The organism is Modicisalibacter sp. 'Wilcox' (assembly GCF_010993675.1).
In the GTDB taxonomy this organism is placed as follows: domain Bacteria; phylum Pseudomonadota; class Gammaproteobacteria; order Pseudomonadales; family Halomonadaceae; genus Modicisalibacter; species Modicisalibacter tunisiensis.
On sequence record NZ_WNXF01000008.1, the window covers coordinates 1 to 21565 of the forward strand.

General features: G+C 65.6%; 20 protein-coding genes. 11 read left to right on the plus strand and 9 right to left on the minus strand.

Annotated elements, in window-relative coordinates; translation table 11 throughout:
• Positions 1-432: 432 nt before the first annotated feature.
• From G7A98_RS08870 to G7A98_RS08880, 3 genes are read right to left on the minus strand one after another with little or no spacing between them, the layout of a single operon-like run.
• Entirely contained in the window at positions 433-1797 is a 1365-nt protein-coding gene (locus tag G7A98_RS08870; RefSeq protein WP_163649312.1) for a TrkH family potassium uptake protein, read from the minus strand.
• A gap of 10 nt (positions 1798-1807) precedes the next feature.
• Entirely contained in the window at positions 1808-2464 is a 657-nt protein-coding gene (locus tag G7A98_RS08875) for a TrkA family potassium uptake protein (RefSeq protein WP_163649313.1), read from the minus strand.
• A 26-nt stretch (positions 2465-2490) separates the two neighbouring features.
• Complete coding sequence (locus G7A98_RS08880; RefSeq protein WP_205596246.1) at positions 2491-2964, minus strand: MarR family winged helix-turn-helix transcriptional regulator; 474 nt, start codon at positions 2962-2964, stop codon at positions 2491-2493.
• Positions 2965-3201: 237 nt separating this feature from the next.
• Here G7A98_RS08880 and maiA point away from each other — a divergent pair, with 237 nt between their 5' ends.
• From maiA to G7A98_RS08905, 5 genes are all read left to right on the plus strand, one after another.
• Positions 3202-3864 carry a maleylacetoacetate isomerase gene (maiA, locus tag G7A98_RS08885; protein WP_163649314.1) on the plus strand — a complete coding sequence of 221 codons (663 nt, stop codon included), beginning with the start codon at positions 3202-3204 and terminating at the stop codon, positions 3862-3864.
• Positions 3865-4030: 166 nt separating this feature from the next.
• On the plus strand, positions 4031-5491 hold the full coding sequence (locus G7A98_RS08890) for a sodium-dependent transporter (protein ID WP_163649315.1): 1461 nt from the start codon (positions 4031-4033) through the stop codon (positions 5489-5491).
• A 182-nt stretch (positions 5492-5673) separates the two neighbouring features.
• The gene (gene cobA / locus G7A98_RS08895) at positions 5674-6543 is read left to right on the plus strand and encodes a uroporphyrinogen-III C-methyltransferase (RefSeq protein ID WP_163649316.1); all 870 of its coding nucleotides are present in this window, start codon (positions 5674-5676) and stop codon (positions 6541-6543) included.
• 69 nt (positions 6544-6612) lie between these two features.
• Positions 6613-8523, plus strand: coding sequence for a putative nucleotidyltransferase substrate binding domain-containing protein (locus G7A98_RS08900; RefSeq protein ID WP_163649317.1), 1911 nt, complete (start codon positions 6613-6615; stop codon positions 8521-8523).
• The gene (locus G7A98_RS08905; RefSeq protein ID WP_163649318.1) at positions 8520-9254 is read left to right on the plus strand and encodes a 3'-5' exonuclease; all 735 of its coding nucleotides are present in this window, start codon (positions 8520-8522) and stop codon (positions 9252-9254) included. Before G7A98_RS08900 ends, G7A98_RS08905 begins: the two co-directional genes overlap by 4 nt.
• A gap of 87 nt (positions 9255-9341) precedes the next feature.
• On the opposite strand, the gene G7A98_RS08910 is transcribed toward G7A98_RS08905, so the two are convergent.
• Positions 9342-10973 (minus strand): BCCT family transporter, encoded by a 1632-nt coding sequence (locus G7A98_RS08910; protein WP_163649319.1) that lies wholly within the window; start codon positions 10971-10973, stop codon positions 9342-9344.
• Between the two features lie 332 nt (positions 10974-11305).
• On the opposite strand from G7A98_RS08910, the gene G7A98_RS08915 reads away from it, so the two are divergent.
• Entirely contained in the window at positions 11306-13129 is a 1824-nt protein-coding gene (locus G7A98_RS08915; RefSeq protein WP_163649320.1) for an acyl-CoA dehydrogenase C-terminal domain-containing protein, read from the plus strand.
• 69 nt (positions 13130-13198) lie between these two features.
• Here G7A98_RS08915 and G7A98_RS08920 read toward each other — a convergent pair whose 3' ends face one another.
• The 4 genes from G7A98_RS08920 to argF all read right to left on the minus strand — a co-directional run bounded on the left by G7A98_RS08920 (position 13199) and on the right by argF (position 16455).
• Positions 13199-14002: a DUF1206 domain-containing protein gene (locus G7A98_RS08920; RefSeq protein ID WP_224415123.1), complete on the minus strand. Its 804-nt coding sequence runs from the start codon at positions 14000-14002 to the stop codon at positions 13199-13201.
• A gap of 54 nt (positions 14003-14056) precedes the next feature.
• A complete protein-coding gene (locus tag G7A98_RS08925; protein WP_163649321.1) occupies positions 14057-14446 on the minus strand; it encodes a hypothetical protein in 390 nt (129 codons plus the stop codon).
• A gap of 713 nt (positions 14447-15159) precedes the next feature.
• A complete protein-coding gene (locus G7A98_RS08930; protein WP_163649322.1) occupies positions 15160-15375 on the minus strand; it encodes a DUF2188 domain-containing protein in 216 nt (71 codons plus the stop codon).
• A 162-nt stretch (positions 15376-15537) separates the two neighbouring features.
• Entirely contained in the window at positions 15538-16455 is a 918-nt protein-coding gene (gene argF / locus G7A98_RS08935; RefSeq protein WP_163649323.1) for an ornithine carbamoyltransferase, read from the minus strand.
• A gap of 280 nt (positions 16456-16735) precedes the next feature.
• On the opposite strand from argF, the gene G7A98_RS08940 reads away from it, so the two are divergent.
• On the plus strand, positions 16736-17080 hold the full coding sequence (locus tag G7A98_RS08940) for a Grx4 family monothiol glutaredoxin (protein WP_163649324.1): 345 nt from the start codon (positions 16736-16738) through the stop codon (positions 17078-17080).
• 87 nt (positions 17081-17167) lie between these two features.
• On the opposite strand, the gene rnt is transcribed toward G7A98_RS08940, so the two are convergent.
• Entirely contained in the window at positions 17168-17830 is a 663-nt protein-coding gene (gene rnt / locus G7A98_RS08945) for a ribonuclease T (RefSeq protein WP_163649325.1), read from the minus strand.
• Between the two features lie 200 nt (positions 17831-18030).
• On the opposite strand from rnt, the gene G7A98_RS08950 reads away from it, so the two are divergent.
• The 4 genes from G7A98_RS08950 to G7A98_RS08965 all read left to right on the plus strand — a co-directional run bounded on the left by G7A98_RS08950 (position 18031) and on the right by G7A98_RS08965 (position 21548).
• Positions 18031-19251: an argininosuccinate synthase gene (locus tag G7A98_RS08950; RefSeq protein ID WP_163649326.1), complete on the plus strand. Its 1221-nt coding sequence runs from the start codon at positions 18031-18033 to the stop codon at positions 19249-19251.
• 51 nt (positions 19252-19302) lie between these two features.
• Complete coding sequence (locus G7A98_RS08955) at positions 19303-19596, plus strand: HlyU family transcriptional regulator (RefSeq protein WP_163649327.1); 294 nt, start codon at positions 19303-19305, stop codon at positions 19594-19596.
• A gap of 137 nt (positions 19597-19733) precedes the next feature.
• Positions 19734-20399 (plus strand): glutathione S-transferase, encoded by a 666-nt coding sequence (locus G7A98_RS08960; protein WP_163649328.1) that lies wholly within the window; start codon positions 19734-19736, stop codon positions 20397-20399.
• Positions 20400-20477: 78 nt separating this feature from the next.
• Positions 20478-21548 (plus strand): DUF3524 domain-containing protein, encoded by a 1071-nt coding sequence (locus G7A98_RS08965; protein WP_163649329.1) that lies wholly within the window; start codon positions 20478-20480, stop codon positions 21546-21548.
• Positions 21549-21565 lie beyond the last annotated feature (17 nt).

Here is a 21565-nt window from a genome sequence, read left to right on the forward strand (position 1 = left end):
AGTGAAACCGCTTAGCGCCGATGGTAGTGTGGAGCTTCTCCATGCGAGAGTAGGTCATCGTCAGGCATCTATCCCGCGAAACCCCGGCCCAACGGCCGGGGTTTTTGCGTTGGGGGCCGGGGAAATGGACCCACACCGGGCCTTTTGCCTGCTCCTGCAGCACGGGCAAGGGCCCGCGCTGCCTCGTCGTTTATACCAGCCCACCGATTCCTCGGCCCTACCACCCACTCCTGAACTCCCCAACCTGCTCACCTCGCAGCCACTCCACCAGCCAGCTTGAACTATCCTTGTCCTGCAAGCCCTCCATAATTCTCCGATGATGGAGCGCACATGATACGGTGCAGCGTGGAGCTAATCGGTCTGGATCCGAGCTGGCTGAATTGCCCCGTGCCAAGCGGGGCTTCTTGTTTTCATGCCTGCCGGAAGAGGGAATCAGCCGATCTGCACGGAGCCGCGGGCGTAGCGCAGTCCCTTGTCGCGCTGCGTGGACATGAGATAGCCCAGCGACAGAGGGCCGACACGCCCCAGCAGCATGGTCACGATGAGCGTCAGCTGGCCTCCCGCGCTCAGGTCGGCGGTTACGCCTCGTGACAGGCCGACGGTGCCGAAGGCCGAGACACTCTCGAAAGCCAGGTCGAGGAAGGGCTTGCCGGACTCGGTCACGGTCAGCAGAAACAGGCAGGTAAATATCAGCAGCATGCCTGCCAGAGCCACCGCCACGGCCTTGATGACGGTTTCCTGGGGAATGGCCCGGCTGAAGGCCACGGGTTGCGCATTGCCGCGGATGAAGGCGCGCGCCACCAGCAGCAGCACCACGAAGGTGGTGACCTTGATGCCGCTGGCGGTGGACCCCGACCCCGCGCCGATGAACATCAGCAGCATGGTCAGCAGCGCCGTGGGGTCGGTCAGCGCGCCGGTATCCAGGGTATTGAAGCCGGCGGTGCGCGGTGTGACGGCCTGGAACCAGGCCGCCTGCAGCTTGGCGCCGAGGGTGTCGAGCCCTCCCAGGGTGGCGGGATTGCGCCATTCCAGCGCAAGCACCGCCAGCATTCCGCCCAGGGACAGCCAGAGCGTGGCATGGAGGACGATGCGCGCATGCAAAGTCAGCCGCCGTGTTCGGCGCCACTCGAGCAGCTCGGCGATGACCACGAAACCCAGCCCGCCGACGATGAACAGGCCCGTGATCACCAGATTGTCCAGCGGACTGGCGACGAAATCGCTCAGGCTGTCCGGCCAGAGCGAGAATCCGGCGTTGTTGAAGGCCGATACGGCATGAAACAGGCTGACCCACAGACCGTGGGACCAGCCGAATCGCGGCACCCAGTTCAGCGCCAGCAGCAGCGTGCCGATCGCCTCGGCGACCAGGGCGAAGACCATCACCAGGCGTACCAGCGTCATCAACTCGTTGAACGAGGTGTGATTGAGGCTCTCCTTGATCAGGTTTCGCTGGTAGAGAGGCAGCCGCATGCCCATGAGGATCAGTGTCAGGGCGGCGAAGGTCATGAAGCCCAGCCCGCCGACCTGGATCAGGCACAGCACCACCCACTGGCCGAACAGCGTCAGATCGGCTGTCTTAATGACCGACAGGCCGGTCACGGTGACCGCGGAGGTGGCCGTGAACAGCGCCTCGTGCCAGTTCAGCGGGGTCGTGGCCGAGATCGGCAACCACAGCAGCAGGGTGCCGAAGCCGCTGAGCAGGGCGAAACCGAACAGCAGGATCTCCGGTGGCGAGAGCTGGATCACGCGGCCGTGCGGTAGATGACGCAGCGGACGCACGATGCGATGGCGGTAGCTCATGGCTCGAGTCTCACAGCTGCTTGCCCAGCTCGCGAAGGGCGTCGAGATCCCCGATCAGCACCAGGTGGTCGTTACCGCGCAGCGAGGTGTCGCCGGCCGGATCCCGCACGACCTCGCTGCCGCGCTTGATGGCGATGAGCGAGAGATCGGTTTCATCGATGGGCAGGTCGGCCACGGTCGGGCAGCGTTCGCTGAGATTGTCGGTCGCCTGGAGCTCGACGATGAACTGCCGATCGCCGAGCTGGATGAAGTCGACCATGGCGCGATAGTGCAGGCTCTCCGCCACGCGCAGGCCGGTATCATACTCGGGATAGACGATATGATCGGCGCCGATGTGCTTGAGCAGGCGATAGTGGGTGTCGGAATGCGCCTTGACCCAGATTTCCTGGACCCCCTGTTCCTTGACCAGCAGCGTACAGATCATGCTGGCCTCGATGTTGTCGTCGACATCGATCACCACGGCGTCGTAGTCGCCCAGCGAAAGCTCGGCCAGGGCCTTTTCGTTGGTGATGTCGGCGACCACCGCATGGGTCAGCAGGTCCGCCAGCGCGTTGACGCGATCCTCGCTGTGATCGACGCCCAGGACATCATTGTGCTGGCGACGCAACTCCTGGGCGACGGTCACGCCGAAATAGCCCAGGCCGAGGATCGCGAACTGGTGAGCCATGAAACCTCCTTGCGGAAATGCGGGAGCTAGTCGCGTGTCGCCTCGAGGGCGAGCCCGGCCTCGAGCTTGTCCAGGAGCCGGAAGAGGTCACGATACTCTGCCGTGCTCAGGGTCGCCACCAACGACTGCTCCCAGGCCAGCGCCCGGGGAATCGCCGAGTCGAGCAGATCGAGTCCCGCCTCGCTGAGCGTCAGCCACAGGGTGCGCTGGTCGCCGTCATCGCGCTGCCGACAGATGAGCTCGCGTGAGAGCAGTTGCGAAACCGCCCGCGATACCCGGGCCTTGTCCATGGCCGTCAGTTCGCAGATGCGCTTGGCGGTCAGTGGCTGGGCCTGCTGCAGCCAGGCCAGGATGCGCCACTGGGCGATGGTCAGGTCATACTGCTCGGCATAGATCGTGGACAGCGCCTGACTGATGCGCTCCGCCAGGTTCGCCAGGCGATAGGGCAGAAATACCTTGAGGTCGAGTTCGGCACGGGGGGCGGCAGTGGTCGAGTGCAAGCGACGACTCCTGATGGACCAGAGGTGAACGATCCCCCGAGTATAATTCCGCCCCGAAAGTCGTGGCAGGGGAATGTGCCGTACGGAAAAGTTGACAGCTTTGTGGATCGGCTACGACTAAGGGCGGGAGTCGGGCTCTTGAGCGACCGGGGGAAGTGCGCATATCGTTTCAAATGAAACTTTATGCCGGGTCGGCGATGCTCGGTCCACTTCAAATGACGGCTGAAGGAGATCGCGATGGCTGAATCGCCTCCTGTTCTTTATGGCTACTGGCGCTCCAGCGCCGCCTATCGTGTGCGGATTGCCCTCAATCTCAAGCAGGTCGAGGTCGAGCATCGCAGCGTGCACCTGGTACGCGACGGGGGCGAGCAGCACGCTCCGGCGTATCGACGACGCAACCCGGAGGGGCTGGTGCCGCTGTTCATCGACAGCGACGGCACCTGCCTGTCCCAGTCGCTGGCGATCATCGAGTACCTGGACGAGACGCGCCCCGGCCCACGACTGCTGCCCGAGGATCCAGTGGCTCGTGCCCGGAGCCGCTCCCTGGCCCAGGTCATCGCCTGCGAGATCCATCCGCTCGACAACCTGCGGGTCCTGCAGTATCTGAAGCGCGAGCTGGGCGTCGAGGAGCCGGACAAGTTGCGTTGGTACCGCCACTGGGTCGCACAGGGACTGGCAGCGCTCGAATCCCGGGTGGCCGAGTGGTCGACGCCCTTCTCGCTCGGCGAGCGGCCGGGTCTGGTCGAGTTGTGTCTGGTGCCGCAGCTCTACAACGCGCGGCGTTTCGACTGCCCGCTCGATGACTATCCGGCGCTGGCCGCGCTGGATACCCGGGCCCGCGAGCTCGAGGCATTCGCTCGGGCCGCGCCCGAGGTGCAGGCCGATGCCGTCCCGGCATGAACGGTTTGGATAATCGCAGTGCTTTTCGCTGCAAAATGCTCAAGGTACGGCAGAATCGGGTGCGATGTTGGTGCAAGCTCGTTGCTTGGCGCTACAATCGCTGCCCTGTTTGCCAAACCCTGTGGGCGGCCTTTGGCACAACAATAAAACCTTCAAGGTGTGTGTTATGACGACAAGAGAAAAACCGCAGAACCTGTGGATGGGTCGCTGGGGCTTCGTGCTGGCCGCGACCGGCTCCGCGGTGGGGTTGGGCAATATCTGGAAGTTCCCCTACATGACCGGGGAATACGGCGGCGGGGCCTTCGTGCTGGTCTATCTGCTGTGCATCGCGGCCATCGGCATCCCCATCATGATGGTCGAGATCGGCTATGGTCGCCGCGGTCGGGGCAGTCCGATCGACGCCATTCGCCGCGTGGCCCGGGAATCCGGCCAGGGGGCCGGGTGGTCGCTGATCGGCTGGATGGCGATGCTCTGCGGCTTCATGATTCTTTCCTTCTACGTGGTGGTGGCCGGCTGGTCGGTCTCCTACCTGTGGAAGACGGTGACCGGCGGCCTCAGCGCCGACACGGTGGACGGCATGGCGGCGATCTTCGGCGCCAACAACGCCAACCCGTGGAACCTCGGCTTCTGGAGCACGCTGGTGACGGTGGTCACCATGGTGATCGTCGGCAAGGGCGTCCAGGAAGGCATCGAGAAGAGCGTGCGCTGGATGATGCCGGGCATGGTGATCATGCTGGGCATCATGATCGTCTACGCCATGTTCTCCGGCGGCTTCGGTCAGGCGCTGGACTTCCTGTTCGGCTTCGAGATCGGCAAGCTTTCCAGCGCCGGCCTGCTGGCCGCCATGGGGCATGCCTTCTTCACCCTGTCCCTGGCGTCCGGGGCGATCCTCACCTACGGCTCCTACCTGCCCGACGGCAAGTCCATCGCCCGTACCACCTTCACCGTGGCGATCTGCGACACTCTGGTAGCCCTGATGGCCGGTCTGGCGATCTTCCCGGTGATCTTCGCCAACGGCCTGGATCCGGCCAGCGGCCCGGGGCTGATCTTCATGAGCCTGCCGCTGGCCTTCGAGCAGATGCCGCTGGGCACCCTGCTGGAAGCCATCTTCTTCATCATGCTGACCATGGCCGCGCTGACCTCGGCGATCTCGATGATCGAGGCCACCGTGGCCTGGCTCAACGAAAGCAAGGGCATTTCCCGGGTCAAGGCGGCCTGGGGGACCGGCATCGTGCTGTGGATCGTCAGCACGCTGGCCATGCTGTCGTTCAATGTCGGTGCGGACTGGACGCTGGTCGGCAAGAACGTCTTCGGCTGGCTGGACTACCTGACCTCGCGCTGGATGATGCCGCTGGGCGGCCTGGGCATGGCCATTCTCGCCGGCTTCGTGCTGCGCGACGACATCTTCCGCTCCGAGCTGGGCCTGAGCCGCACTCAGCACGCCCTGTGGCTGTTCATGATCCGCTACGTCAGCCCGCTGGGCATCGTGGTGATCTTCATCGACGCGCTGGGCGTGATGACGCTCGACATGGGCCGTCAGTGGCCCTGGCTGCTGGCGGCGCTGGTCGTGCTGACCGTCATCGGTGAACTGTTCAGCCCGCGCCTGCGCAAGCAACTGGCCGGCTGATCCCGCCCTCCGGGACAGCCTGACCCGACGCCTCCGACGAAATCCCGTCGGGGGCGTCTTGCGTTCCAACGATCGAGTTATATGCTGGCAACCAGACGTTACTGGTACCGGGCGCCCCAGTTCATTATTTTTACGTATAAGATTTATCGACTTTCTATGTTTTCGTTATAACAGGGTGCCCCATGTTGTCGACCGACGATGCCGTCTCGAATCCCGCGCGTCTCGCGGCGCTGCGCGACTTCCCGCGTGGGCAGGTCTGTCTGGTCGGGGCCGGCCCCGGCGATCCCGAGCTGCTGACGCTCAAGGCGCTCAAGCGGTTGCAGACGGCCGATGTGGTGCTGCACGACCGCCTGGTGAGCGACGAGATTCTGGCGTTGATCCCCCCGCACACGCAGCGGCTCTACGTCGGCAAGGCGCGCTCCCGACACAGCGTGCCCCAGTCGGGCATCAATCAGGCGCTGGTCGACTGGGCTCGCCGCGGCAGGCGGGTGGTACGTCTCAAGGGCGGGGACCCTTTCATCTTTGGCCGCGGCGGCGAGGAGCTGGAAAGCCTGGCCCAGGCGGGGATCGACTTCGAGGTGGTGCCCGGCATCACCGCGGCGTCCGGCTGCGCGGCCTACGCCGGCATCCCCCTGACACACCGGGATCACGCCCAGTCGGTGCGTTTCGTCACCGGGCATCTCAAGAACGGCAGCTGTGACCTGGACTGGCCGGCGCTGGCGCGCGAGGGGCAGACGCTGGTCTTCTACATGGGGCTGGGCAGCCTCGAGGTCATTCGGCGGGAACTGCAGGCTCACGGTCTCGCCGCTGAGACACCGCTGGCGCTGATCGAACAGGGCACCACGGCGCGTCAGCATGTGCACGTGGGCACGCTGTCGGCGTGGCCGGCCGGCTTCGATCATGAGCGGATCAGGCCGCCGACGCTGATCGTGGTGGGCAGCGTGGTGGCGCTTCACGAGCAGCTCGCCTGGTTCGATGGCCGCCGCTCGTCGAGCAGGGGGTGGGAGGATGGCAAGCACCCCACGCCGTCGAGCAACGCCGACACCGCCTGAGTTGCCCGGCGTTGACGCCGCCAGAGACGCTTCCGAGAATGGAGGCATCCGGGAAGTGGAGTGCGCGGCATGAACGTCGAACAACTGGACATTCGGGATCACCTGGCGCGCTATGCGCCGTTCGATAGCCTTCCCGACGCCTTGCTGGACCGCATCGCCGAGGGCGTGGAAGTGCGTTACTTCCAGGCCGGCACCGATCTGCTGGTCAAGGATCAGCCGATCGAGGAGCTCTGGTACATCCGCAGCGGTGCCGTGGAAATGTTTCAGCGCAGCGGACGACTGTTCAACCGGCTGGGGGAGGGCGACGTCTTCGGCTATTCGGACCTGCTGCGCAACCGTCGCGTCCGTTACCCGGTGCGGGCGCTCGAGGACACCCTGATCTACTTCATTCCCGCTCTCCTGTTCGAGGAGGTCTGTGATCAGGACGACGACTTCGCCGAGTTCTTCGATACCGGCGGCCAGCGTCTCAAGGCCACGGTGGAGCAGCATCGCAGCGACAGCGAGATGATGACCACCCGGGTGCGCAAGTTGATCGACCGTCCCCCGGAGATGGTCGAGGTGGCGACACCGCTGCAGGCGGCCGCGCAGCGCATGCGCGAGGCCAACACCACCTGCCTGCTGATCCTTGACGCGGCGGACGAGGAATCGGCGCGTACCTTCATCGATCGAGATGGCCGGAGCCGCCGGCTGGCGGGGATTCTCACCGATCGCGATTTCTGCACCCGGGTGGCGGCCGACGGTGTTGCGCCCGAGGCTCCGGTCGGCGAGGTGATGTCGGAGCGAGTGATCGTCGTGCAGTCCGACGAGACGGTCCATGAAGCGATGCTGTGCATGCTGCGCAATCAGGTCCATCATCTGCCGGTCCTGCATCGACGCCAGCCCATCGGCGTGCTGCATCTCTCCGACATCGTCCGTTACGAGAGCCACAGCAGCCTGTTTCTGGTCAACAACATCTTTCTCCAGAACGAGGTGGACCAGCTCGCCCACCTCTCCGAGGAGGTGCGCACCGCCTTTGCCCGGATGGTGGCCGACGGCGCCAACTCGGAGATGGTGGGGCGGGCACTGGCGACCGTGGGGCGCAGCTTCGCGCATCGCCTGATCGAGCTCGCCGAGGCGGAGCTGGGCCCACCACCGGTGCCGTACTGCTTCATGGTGCTGGGCTCGATGGCCCGTGACGAGCCGACCATCACCGCCGATCAGGACAACGCCCTGGTCCTCGACGACCGTTTCGATCCCGAACGACACGACGACTATTTCGCGGCACTCGCCAAGTTCGTCAGCGATGGGCTGGCGGCCTGCCGCTACCCGTACTGCAAGGGCGACATCATGGCCACCAACCCGCGCTGGCGTCAGCCCCTGCAGGTCTGGAAACGCTACTTCACCGAGTGGATGGACGCCCCCAATCCCGAGCGCCTGCTGCACAGTTCGATCTTCTTCGATCTGGCCGCCGTCCATGGTGAGGAGCCGCTGGTCGAGGCGCTGCAGGACCTGATTGCCGAGCGTGCCCCCCAGCGACCGTACTTCCTGGCAGCGATGGCGCGCAACGCCCTGGGCCGAACGCCACCACTGGGCTTCTTCCGTACCTTCGTCATGGAACAGGACGGCAAGCACCGCAAATCCATCAATCTCAAGCGGCGCGGCACCGCGCCACTGGCCGATCTGGTGCGCGTGCATGCCCTGGCCTGTGGCTCGAAGGCCCAGAACACCTTCGCTCGGCTGGACGACATCGCCAAGACGCGACTGCTGGCCGACGGCGTCAACGAGCGGCTGCGCTACGCCTTCGAGTTCCTCTCGATGGTGCGCATTCGGCATCAGGCCCACGATATCGAGCAGGGCGAGGAGCCCGACAACAATATCGAGCCGGAAAACATCGACAGTCGCGAGCGACACCATCTCAAGGATGCCTTCGAAGTGATCAGTCACGCCCAGAAGTTCCTGGGATTCCGCTATCCCATGCCCTCGAAACGGTCCCGCGGATGAGGGCCGGCGGACTCTTCAGGCGCCGCGAGACGCGGCCGGACTGGGATGTCTACCTGGCCTCGCGGGCCCGGGAAGCCCGGGATTCGCGTCTGGTGAACTTCTTCTCGGCCGGCGTGGAGGCGCTGTCTCCCGACACGCCGATCGGCCGGGTGCCGCTGGCGGCCCTGGATCTGGAAACCACCGGCCTGGACGCCGGTCGGCACGACATCGTCAGCATCGGGGTCATGCCCTTCACCCTGGAGCGGATACGGGTCCGCGAGGGGCGCTACTGGGTGCTGTCGCCCCGGCGCAACCTGAGCGAGGAGTCCGTCGCCTTTCACCATATCACGCACTCGGAGGTGGCCGGCGCTCCCGATCTCAGCGCGATTCTCGATGAGCTGCTGGCGTGCCTGTCGGGACGCCTGGTGGTGGTCCACTACCGGCGCATCGAGCGCAGCTTCCTGGACGCGGCGATTCGCGAGCGCCTCGGCGAGAGCCTGCTGTTTCCGGTGATCGACACCATGTCGCTGGAAGCCCGCATCTATCGTCAATCCTGGTGGGCCCGGTTGCGTCGCTGGCTGGGCCAGCCGGCCGCCTCGATTCGCCTGCACGAAAGTCGGTTGCGCTACCATCTCCCGGCCTATACGGGGCACCACGCGCTGGTGGATGCCCTCGCCACCGCCGAGCTGCTGCAGGCGCAGATCGCCCGTCACTACAGCTGGGAGACGCCAATTGGGGCGCTCTGGCGCTGACTAGTCTCGTGAGAAACGCTACGACAGGACAAAAAAAGAGCGGCCCCGAGGGGGCCGCTCCCGCTTGATACGCCTGACTGGCGAGCGTCAGCCTTTCGGTTCGGAGCGCAGCCCCTGGATGATGGCATAGCAAGCTGCCAGCAGCACCAGGGTAAAGGGCAGGCCGGTCGAGATCACCGCTGCCTGCAGGGCCGTCAGGCCGCCGCCGAGCAGCAGCGCGATGGCGATGGCGCCCTCGATCAACGCCCAGAATACACGCTGGGGAGTCGGCGCATCGACCTTGCCGCCGGCGGTGATCGAGTCGATCACCAGCGAGCCGGAGTCCGACGAGGTGATGAAGAACACCATCACCAGCACGATACCGACGAAAGAGGTGATGGCGGTCAGCGGCAATTGGCCGAGCATGGTGAACAATTGCAGCGGCAGTTCCGCGTTCTTGACGCCCTCGAAGCCGTCACTGACCAGCTGATGGATCGCCGTATCGCCGAAGGTTGTCATCCAGAGGACCGAGACGATGGTCGGTACCAGCAGTACCGCGATCAGGAACTCGCGCACCGTACGGCCGCGGCTGACGCGGGCGATGAACATGCCCACGAACGGCGACCAGGAGATCCACCACGCCCAGTAGAAGGCGGTCCACCCGTGCATGAAGTTGACGTCATCACGGCCGAACGGGTTGGAGAGTGCCGGCAGGTTCTTGAGATAGGAGCCCATGTTCGTGAAGAAGTCGGTGGCGATCAGCAGGGTCGGTCCGACGATGATCACGAACAGCAGCAGCAGAAACGCAAGCGCCATGTTGATCTGCGACAGCCGTTGTACCCCCTTGTCGACCCCCAACATGACCGAGGTCAGCGCCACCAGCGTGATGCCGATGATCAACAGCACCATGGTGACGTTGGTGTTGGGTATGCCGAAGAGATAGTTCAGACCCGCAGAGGCCTGAGACGCCCCGAGACCCAGCGAAGTCGCCAGGCCGAACAGGGTGGCAAATACCGCCAGGATATCGATGAAGTGGCCCGGCCAGCCCCAGACGCGCTCACCCAGGATGGGGTAGAAGATCGAGCGCATGGTCAGCGGCAGCCCCTTGTTGTAGGAGAACAGGGCCAGTGCCAAAGCCACTACGGCATAGATCCCCCAAGGGTGCAGCCCCCAGTGAAAGATGGTGGCCGCCATGGCCAGCGATTGTGCAGCGGCCGCGTCGCCCTCGGCGCCACCCAGCGGTGCCCAGGAGTCACCGGAAACGGACGTGCCAAAATGCGTAATCGGTTCGGAAACCCCGTAAAACATCAGCCCGATGCCCATGCCGGCGGCGAACAGCATAGCGAACCAGCCGGCATAGCTGAAGTCTGGCTTGGCATGCAGACCGCCGATGCGCACCTTGCCCAGTGGCGTGAAGATCAGTACCACCGAGACGATGACGAAGATGTTGGCGGACAGCAGGAAGAGCCAGCTCAGGTGACTGGTCAGCCACTGGCGGGTACCGTTGAAGATCGGCCCCATCTGGTCGGGCAGCGCGAGGGTGATGATCACGAAGAACAGGATCAACAGCGACGAGATCGTGAAGACCTTGCCGTGCAGGTCGACATCGAAGCCAAACTTGTTGGTGGTGATGTTGTCCTGTCCGATCACGTAATCGGTATCGATGAGATTGGCCGGGCCTTCAGGGGCTGGCACGCCTTCCTGTGGCGGCTCCGGCTGGCTGTTGGTGTCTTGAGCCACGGGTTGTCTCCGTTTTTCAGTCCGAGATGCAATGTCGGGGATGATACCGCTCTCGACATTCCCCTTGCGTTCCCCATGCGTCGTTCGAGCGTGTTTCGCCGTCAGGTGCGGCGACGCGACAGGAACGCGCAAGCGTCAGGAATTATCCTGAATCAATAAATCCCTGCCTACCACCTTCCCGACGAAATTGCGGCAAAAAGACGGTAAAACCGACCGTTCGGCGATGCGTCGAGGCAACATCGCGATGCTCCGCCCGGCGAAGGTCGAGATGACGGCGCCGGCCGATCTGCGCTACATTCAAGCGACCGTTTGAATCTGCTGGAGTCCCGTTCATGGCCTACTATCAGGCACCCCTGCGTGACATGCGCTTCGTGCTCAACGAGGTTTTCCAGGCCGGTGACGAGTGGGCCGCCATGCCCGCCACCCGCGAGCTGACGCCCGATCTGGCCGATGCCATCCTCGAGGAAGCGGCCCGCCTGACCCGCGCCGAGCTGTTCCCGCTCAACCAATCCGCCGACGCCCAGGGGTGTCGTTTCGAGGCCGGGCGGGTCGCGACCCCGGACGGCTTCAAGGAAGCCCGGCGCACACTGGCCGAGGGCGGCTGGTTCGGCCTGGGCGGCAACCCCGAGCATGGCGGCCAGGGCATGCCCAAGCTGTTGACCGTCGCCTTCGAGGAGATGCTCTACGCCACCAATACCGGTTTCGCCCTGTATCCGGCGCTCAACACCGGCGCGACCCTGCTGCTGGATCATCACGCCCCGGAGCCGGTCAAGCGTGTCTACCTGCCGCGCATGTACGCCGGCGAGTGGCTGGGTACCATGTGCCTGACCGAACCGCACTGCGGTACCGATCTCGGGCTGATTCGCACGCGTGCCGAGCCCCTGCCGGGGGAGGACACCACCGGACAAGCGCGCTATGCACTGACCGGCAGCAAGATCTGGATCACCGGCGGCGAGCACGACATGGTCGACAACATCGTGCATCTGGTGCTCGCCAGGCTGCCCGATGCCCCGGCCGGTACCCGGGGGATCTCGCTGTTTCTGGTGCCCAGGCGCAAGCTGGACGCGGCGGGCGAGCCTGGCGAGACCAACGGGGTCAGCTGTGGCGGCCTCGAGCACAAGATGGGCATCAAGGGCAGCGCGACCTGCGTGATGCACTTCGACGCCGCCGAGGGCGTGCTGATCGGCGAGCCGCATCAGGGCCTGGCGGCGATGTTCACGATGATGAACTACGAGCGGCTGTCGATCGGGCTGCAGGGGCTGGGGCTAGGCGAGGTCGCCGGCCAGAGCGCCATGGACTTCGCCCGTCAGCGGCGCCAGGGGCGGGCGCCGCAGGGCGCGGCGGAGCCCGACCAGCCGGCCGATCCGATCCTGGTGCACCCCGACGTGCGCCGCATGGCGCTGGACATCCGCGCCTGGAACGAGGGCGGGCGCGCCTTCGCGGGCTTCGTCGCCGGCCAGCTCGACCGGGCGCGCCTGCATCCCGACGCCGCCGTGCGCGAAGACGCCGAGGCCCTGGTGGCTCTGCTCACGCCGGTGGCCAAGGCCTTTCTCACCGATCGGGGCTTCGACGTCACCGTCGAGGCCCAGCAACTCTATGGCGGCAATGGCTACTGTGTGGAGTGGGGCGCCGAGCAGTACGTGCGTGATGCGCGTATCGCGATGATCTATGAAGGCACCAACGGCATTCAGGCGATGGATCTGGTCGGACGCAAGCTGTTCCGCAATCAGGGCGCTCTGGTCGCGCGACTCGTCGAGCGCGTCCGCAGTGAGCTCGATGCGCAGCGCGACCCGGAACTGGCCGATGAACGCCGGCGCGTCAGCGAGGCCGTGACCGGACTGGAGCGCGCCACGTCGGCCTTGCTGGCGCGGGCCCGGGGGGATGCCGCCGAGCTTGGGGCGGCGGCGGCCGGTTATCTCTCTCTGCTGGGCCATGTCGTCTATGCCTGGCTGTGGTGGCGCATGATGACCACGGCCCGGCAGGGCCTGCAGCAGCAGGGGCCCTCCGGCGACGCCTTCTATCGCGCCAAGCTGGCGGTGGGGCGCTATTTCTTGACGCGCCTGCTGCCCCGGGTGGAGTCGCTGGAGCAGGAGATCGGGGCGGGCGCCGAGACGCTGATGGCGCTGCCCGAGGAGGCCTTCTACCCGAGGGATTGAGTATTGAAGAAGCCCCCCTGCGGCAAGGACCCCGACCTTGCCACAGGGCGGCCCCCCGGGGCTCACCGTTCAGGGGGTCACATCGCGGAAGCGGGCGTTGACGAAGCAATAGATCGCATAGGCCATCAGGCCGAGCGCGACCACGCCGAGCAGCCAGGGGCCGAAGGGCTGGCGGGCCAGCACGTTCAGGGCGCCGCCCAGCCCCTGGGCCTGGCTAGGGTTGGTCTGGACGGCGGCGACGACCAGAAAGCCGCCGATGATCAGGAAGACCACTCCCCGTGCGGAAAGCCCCCAGCGCGTGGCTGCCTCGGCCAGGTGTTGCTGGGCGTCGCTCATCTCGATCATGTGCCAGTTCTTGAGATACGAGCGCTTGACCGCCCGCCAGATCTGACGAATGCCCACGCCGGCAAAGCCGATGCCGATCGCCAGTACCAGCAGCACGCCGCCGGGATGGCTCATCAGTTCCGCCGTGCGGTCGGTGGTCGAGGTGTTGCCGGTCGCGGCGTTGCGCAGCAGGTTGGCACAGTACAGTGCCAGACCGGCGTAGATGCCGCCGCTGATCAGAAATCCGGCTCGGGTGACGAGCCCGCGTATCCCGTGGCCGAGGTGCTCGGTATCCAGCAGCACCTGGATGAGCCGCCACAGGGCATAGGCCAGCAGGCCGAGGCCCAGCAGGGCGAGCATCACGCCGCCGAAGGGCTGGGTGGCCAGCTGGGTGATGGCTTCCTTGGTGCCGGCGTTGCGGCCGCCCAGGTCGGCGGCGGCCAGGCTGGCCAGGCCGCCGACAATCAGGTAGACGATGCCCTTGGCGACATAGCCGCAGCGGGCAATGATCTTGATCGTCAGAATCAAGGCGTGGGAATGAAAGTTCACAAGCGCTCCTTGCTTGTTCGTGGTGGATGTCACGAGCCGGCATGCCCTTGCGGCTCATTCTCGTTGCGGGGCGAGCGCCTGCCGCTTGTGCCAGGCCAGGGGCTTGAGCAGCTCCAGAATCTCCAGGTATTCCGCCAGGCTGTCACCCACCATGATATAGAAATGTGCCTGCGGATCAGGGGTGGCCAGAATCAGGTAGCGAATGCCTTCCACACCTTCCCGGTAGGCACTGCCGACCTCGATGTCGGGGCTGGCCACGTGGATCGTGTAGGCGCCCGCGACCTGCTCGAGCGGCGTGAAACCGGCGCGATCGAGAAAGGTCGCATCATCGCTCGGGGTGGTCTCCCCGGTGTGGATGAGTTCATGGAGCGTGTTGCAGCGCTTGACCAGCTTGCCGTCGCTGAGCCGGTAGACGCCCTGGCCCGTCAGGTCTTCTCTCGGCATGGCTTTTCCTCCGGGTGTATTGCCAGTGGTCCTCCCAGTGTCGTCCAACTCGCGCGGAATGTCGTCAGGTTCGCCGGCGTGGGAACACGCCTCCGCCAAGGAAAAAGGCGCAGTGTCGCCGACAGGTGACATTTCAACTGCCTGTTTTCAAAGGATTATTCGGGTGAGTCCGGTAGTCTGGTCGCGACACGGCCCGCCAGTCGGCGTTTGGCAACACTCCATGGCCCGGCAGGGCCGTGCCGACCCGTCGCCGGGTTGTGGGTTTGTTTTCAAGTTTTTGATTTTATTGATTTAAGATATTTTCTGGCACACCTTTGGCAATGTATTGGGTGAACGGGAAGGCGAGGCAGCAAGCGCTCTCGCGCGTTTCACTCCCTTCCTTGCCGTTCACTGCGATGTGTGACTCAGGTTGCGATGAGATGGCACCGCCTTCGGGCATGGAAAGGTGCTTCGGGAAAGGACTCCCCGGCAAGGATGCCACCCGAATTGCGGCGTCCCGCCCACGGCGGGGCTGCAATGAACGACGCCCGAGACCGGCGTCGTTGCGGGGCTTTGCCCCTTCGACATTCCGCCAGTCCCGGAATGTTCGTGACCCTTCAGTTCCCTGCGTACCTGGACCGCCCACGTTGGCGGTCCTTTTTTTATGCCTCTCCTTGGTCACTGTTGGTCGGATCCGCGCTCTCGTCCGGCCGGGAGCGGGCTAGCGCGCGGGTTCAGTCGCGGTGCTCGGTATCCTCCCGGCCGGGCTTCTCGCGTACCGTGCCATGCGGGCCGTGAATCACCAGGTCGACGGCATCGCGTTCGGCCATGGCCCGTCCGTGGGCGATTGCCTCGGCCGGGCTCGAGAACTGCTCCTCGCCGTGCTCGGTGTCGCCCTGGCGGACTCCCCATTCGTCGTCGTGGGCTATCACCTGGACTTCCGCTGTCATCGCTCGCCTCCTCCGCTGAGTTCGAGATTGCCACCCGGCGTGTCGGTCGGGGCACCGCCGCCGGCCGGTCACGCCATCATCAGCGTGGTTGGCGTGTTCGGCCGCGTCTGTAGCAAATCGTCAGCATCGGGTTGAAATGCGTAAGCCGGCGAAGTGCGTTCCTTACTCGACGCGACCCAGCAGCAGGAACTCGAGCAGGGCCTTCTGGGCGTGAAGCCGGTTGCCGGCCTCCTGCCAGACCACGGCGCGCGGATCGTCGAGCAGCGTCTCGCTGATTTCCTCGCCGCGGTGCGCGGGCAGGCAGTGCAGGAACAGGGCATCCCCGGCGGCCCGGTCGAGCAGGGCTTCGGTGACCTGGAAGCCGCGGAAGGCCTGCTCGCGCCGGGCCTGTTCCTCTTCCTGACCCATCGAGGCCCAGACATCGGTGGTCACCAGATCGGCGCCGTCCACCGCCTGTTGCGGGTCGCGCAGCACGCTGACGCGCTCGCCGGCGGCGGCGAGGATCGCCGGGTCCGGATCGTAGCCTTCGGGGCAGCAGATGCGCAGCTGGAAGTCGAACTGGCGGGCGGCATTGATCCACGAGTGGCACATGTTGTTGCCGTCACCGATCCACACGGCGGTCTTGCCGCGTACCGAGCCCCGGCATTCGGTCCAGGTCATCACGTCGGCCAGCAGCTGGCAGGGATGGTAGTCGTCGGTCAGGGCATTGATCACCGGCACCGTGCTGGCGGCGGCGAAGGTTTCCAGGCCGGCGTGGGAGAAGGTGCGAATCATTACCGCATCGACCATCTCGGACAGCACGCGGGCGGTGTCGGCAATGGGCTCGCCGCGGCCCAGCTGGGTGTCACGCGGGGACAGGAACAGGGCATGGCCACCGAACTGGGCCATCGCCGTCTCGAACGACACCCGGGTGCGGGTCGATGATTTCTCGAAGATCATCGCCAGGGTGCGGTTGGAGAACGGCGTGTAGGTCGGGCCGTGAGTCTTCAGGCCGTTCTTGATGGTGATCGCCCGGCGGATCAGGTGGGACAGTTCGTCCGGGGTCAGGTCCAGCAGGGTCAGGAAGTGACGTGTGGCCATGGCAAGCTCCTGTCATCGGCAAGCCGCTAACGAAAAGGGCGCCGAGGGGCTGGCCTGCCAGCCCTCGGCGCCCCGGCCGGAGTCGAGAGCCGGCCGCGCGAAAAACGATCATCCTAGCCACAGCCGCGACGGCGCGCAATGCACCCTGTCGCGCAGCACTGTGGCCAAGACGTCACGGGGCTGTTTTCGGGCGGCGGCGCGCGTAGAATAATGGGTCACGCAATCATTCACCGGCAACGCGGCACCCGTGACATGACGGTGCCCCGGCAAGGAAGACGCGATGAGTACCACGCTCGAGAACATCCAGCAGCAGATCCGTGAAAACCCGATCCTGCTCTACATGAAGGGCACGCCCCAGTTGCCGCAGTGCGGCTTCTCCGCCCAGACCGTGCAGGCGCTGATGGCCTGTGGCGAGCGCTTCGCCTTCGTCAATATCCTCGACAACCCGGATATCCGCGCCGAGCTGCCCAAGTACGCCAACTGGCCGACCTTTCCGCAGCTGTGGGTCGAGGGCGAGCTGGTCGGCGGCTGTGACATCGTCGTCGAGATGTACCAGAGTGGCGAGCTGGAAACCCTGATCAAGGAAACGGCCGCCAAGGCCGGTGCCGAGCAGAACGACGCCTGAGCGATCTTTCGCTCTTCCCGGTATCGGCCGAGCGCGTAACGCCCCGTCCTCATGGCGGGGCGTTCGTGTTTCGGGGCGGGGCCGGTGTCAGTCTTCCATGCCCTGTTCGCGCTGGGCCAGGTCCCAGCCGCCCAGATCCTTGAAGCGATTGACGATGGCGCAGAACAGCTCGGCGGTGCGCTCCGTGTCGTAGCGCGCCGAGTGGGCGGCGGCGTTGTCGAAGTCGATGCCCGCGGCCCGGCAGGCGCGAGCCAGCACGGTCTGGCCGTACACCAGGCCGGCCAGGCTGGCGGTGTCGAAGCTCGAGAAGGGGTGGAAGGGGTTGCGCTTGATGCCGCAGCGATTGACGGCGGCGTTGAGAAAGCCGTGATCGAAGGCCGCATTGTGGCCCACCAGCACGGCCCGCGTGCAGCCTTCCGACTTGATGGCCTTGCGCACGGGCCGGAAGATCTCGCCCAGGGCGTCGGCTTCGGCCTTGGCCACACGCCGACGCAGGGGGTTGTCGAGGTCGATGCCGGTGAAGTCCAGTGCCGCCTGGTCGATGTTGGCTCCCTCGAAGGGCTCGACATGAAAGGCGTAGGTGGCGTCCGGCATCAGGTTGCCCTGGGCGTCCATGGTCAGCGTGACCGCGGCGATCTCCAGAATGGCATCACGCTCGGCGTTGAAACCGCCGGTTTCCAGGTCCACCACCACCGGCAGGAAACTTCGAAAACGCTGGGACAACAGCCCTTGGGCGTTCGCCTCGGTCATGCCTCTCTCCCGTCCTGAGTCGATTCCCCGCGGTCGTCCCGCGTTGCATAGCGCGAGAGTCTAGCATTTTGCACGGTTGGCGTCCCCAACGGCGGTGTTCGCCACTCGGCCGGGGCGCTATAATCGCGGAATCGTCGTGCGTCGGCGCGTCACCGTCGACGTCCCATGTTGCCAAGCGCAAGAATCAGAAGGAGCCCCCGATGTCCGATGTGAAAAAGGTAGTCCTCGCCTATTCCGGCGGCCTGGACACCTCCGTGATCGTCAAGTGGTTGCAGGAAACCTACGATTGCGAAGTGGTGACCTTCACCGCGGACATCGGTCAGGGCGAGGAGGTCGAGCCGGCGCGGGCCAAGGCCCAGGCGCTGGGAGTCAAGGAGATCTACATCGAGGACCTGCGCGAGGAGTTCGTCCGCGATTACGTCTATCCGATGTTCCGCGCCAACACCATCTACGAGGGCGAATACCTGCTGGGGACCTCGATCGCCCGGCCGCTGATCGCCAGGCGGCTGATCGAGATCGCCAACGAGACCGGCGCCGATGCCATCTCCCACGGGGCCACCGGCAAGGGCAACGATCAGGTGCGCTTCGAGCTCGGCGCCTATGCGCTCAAGCCGGGGGTCAAGGTGATCGCGCCGTGGCGCGAATGGGACCTGACCTCCCGCGAGAAGCTCATGGCCTACTGCGAACAGCACGAGATTCCGGTCGACTTCTCCAAGAGCAAGAAGAAGTCGCCGTACTCCATGGACGCCAACCTGCTGCACATCTCCTACGAGGGCGGCATCCTCGAGGATCCGTGGGCCGAGGCCGAGGAGGACATGTGGCGCTGGAGCGTCTCGCCCGAGGCGGCCCCGGATCAGCCGACCTACATCGAGCTGACCTTCGAGCAGGGCGACATCGTCGCCATCGACGGCGAGCGCCTGGCGCCGCACGAGGTGCTGTCGCGCCTCAACCAGCTGGGCGGCGACAACGGCATCGGCCGCCTCGACATCGTCGAGAACCGCTACGTGGGCATGAAGTCGCGCGGCTGCTACGAGACCCCGGGGGGCACCATCATGCTACGTGCCCACCGCGCCATCGAGTCGATCACCCTCGACCGCGAGGCCGCGCACCTCAAGGACGAGCTGATGCCCAAGTACGCCGAAGTGATCTACAACGGCTACTGGTGGAGCCCGGAACGCCGGATGCTGCAGGCGGCGATCGACGAGACCCAGACCCACGTCAACGGCGTGGTGCGCATGAAGCTCTACAAGGGCAGTGCCACCGTGGTGGGTCGCAAGTCCGACGAATCGCTGTTCGACGAGTCGATCGCCACCTTCGAGGATGATGCCGGCGCCTATAATCAGAAGGATGCCGAAGGCTTCATCAAGCTCAACGCGCTGCGCCTGCGGATTGCCGCCGGCAAGGGTCGCAGCGCCAACTGAGAGCGTCCTTCCGGGATGTCCGGCGCCCGGAAGGCTCCGTGAGGAGGCGACATGCTCAAGAAGCTGATCGACGGATTGTTCCGCAGTGGCAACGTCAATGACGAGGAGATTCCTGCCACCGAGTATCGCGGCTATCTGATCACGCCCGACCCGCAGGATGCGGGCGGGCAGTATCGGGTCAGCGGCTGGATCCGCAAGCCGGTCGAGGGGGGCGAGACGCTCGAGCATCGTTTCGAGCGCTCCGACACCGTCGGCTCCCGGGAGGCCTGCGTCGAGTTGACCCTGGAAAAGGCCCAGCGGTTCATCGATGACCTGGGGGACGAGATCTTCGCCTCGCACCACTGATCATCACGGCTTGCCGTATTGACGACCCCGTCTGCCTCCTCGCAGACGGGGTCGCCGCGTTTTCGGCCGGTGGTATCCGCTCGAGTGGCAATGCGCTAGGGTCAAGAACCGTCATGTCGATCTCGCGAGGCCCTGTCATGCTCGAAGTGCACCATCTGGAAAATTCCCGCTCGCAGCGGGTGCTCTGGCTGCTCGAGGAGCTCGCGCTCGACTACACGGTGGTTCCCTACACCCGGGACCCCGAGACACTGCTGGCGCCGGCGTCGCTCAAGCAGGTGCACCCGCTGGGCAAGTCGCCGGTGATCGTCGACGGCGAGGTGACGCTGGCCGAGTCCGGCGCGATCATCGACTACCTGATAGACGCCCATGACCCGGACGGCCGGCTGATGCCGCCGCCGGGGACCCCGGCGCACCGCGCGTACCGCTACTGGCTGCATTATGCCGAGGGCTCCGCCATGCCGCTGCTGGTGATGTCGCTGGTCTTCACCCGGCTCGGCAAGCCCCCGGTGCCGGCGCTGGTGCGACCGTTCGGCCGGTTGCTGGGCCGTGGCGTCGCCTCGCGGTATCTGGAGCCCCAGATCAGGACCCATCTGGACTACTGGGAACAGACCCTGACGGCATCGGACTGGCTGGCCGGCGAGGCCTTCAGTGCGGCCGACATCCAGATGAGCTTCCCGGCGCTGGCCCGGGACGCCCGCGGCGGCCTGGGCGAGCGCCCGGCGCTGCGCGACTGGCTGGGCCGCCTCAAGGCACGCCCCGCCTATCGGCGAGCCGTGGAGCGCGGCGGCGAGTTTACCCTGTAATCCGGCCGGGCTGACCGGCGGCTTTGCAAGCGGCGGCGGGCTCGGGTAGCTTGCCGGTCATTTGCCGAGGACTCGCCCGTGAAGGCCCTGCTGCTCTCCGCCTATGCCGCCGCCAGCCACCGTTTCTGGGCCGACGGTCTGGAACAGGCATTCCCGGAAATCGACTGGCAGCGCCTGGAACTGCCGCCGCGCCACTTCCAGTGGCGGGTGCGAGGCAACCCGCTGATGTGGCGGCTTGCCAATCACGCGGTGCTGGAGCAGTCGTTCGACCTCGTGGTCGCCACCTCGATGGTCGACCTGGCCACCCTGGTCGGCCTTTGTCCGTCGCTGGCGCAGGCCCGCAAGGTGGTCTACTTCCACGAGAACCAGTTCGCCTTCCCGCGCTCCTCGCGCCAGGTTCTGCGCCCCGAGCCGATGATGGTCAACCTCTATGCGGCATTGGCGGCGGACGTGGTGGTGTTCAACAGTGCCTACAACCGCGACAGCCTGGTGGCCGGTGCCCGCGACTTCCTTTCTCGCATGCCGGACCGGCTGCCGCTCGAGCCGTGGCTGTCGCGGCTGGCCGCGCATGCCCATGTGCTCCCCGTGCCGCTGCCCGATCAGGCGGTTCGGCCGGCGGGCCGGGGGCGTCGCATCGTCTGGAACCATCGCTGGGAATATGACAAGAATCCCGAAGCGTTCTTCGCCGCGCTCGAGCGGCTCGTCGCCGAGGGCATCGACTTCGAGGTGGCGGTGATGGGGCAGCAGTTCCGGGATCGGCCGGCGGTCTTCGACATGGCGCGGGCCTGGCTGGGCGAGCGCATCGTGTGCTGGGGCGAGCAGCCCGCGGCGGACTATGCGGCCATGCTCGATGCCGCCGATATCGTGGTGTCCACCACCGACCACGAGTTCCAGGGGCTGGCGATCATGGAGGCGGTCAACCGCGGCTGCCTGCCGCTGGTGCCCGACCGGCTGTGCTTTCCCGACTACTATCCCGACGCCTGCCGCTACCCGGGGGATGTCGAGAGCCTGGTCGCGCGGCTGCGTGGCTGGCTGACCGATCCCGCCAGCCGGCCGCCGCTGCCGGATGCCCGCCAGTGGCAATGGCCTGCCTGGCGCTCGGCCTATGGCGAGGTCCTGGGGCTGCGGCCGCGACCGGACACGGCTTGATCCGCGTCAAGGCGTCT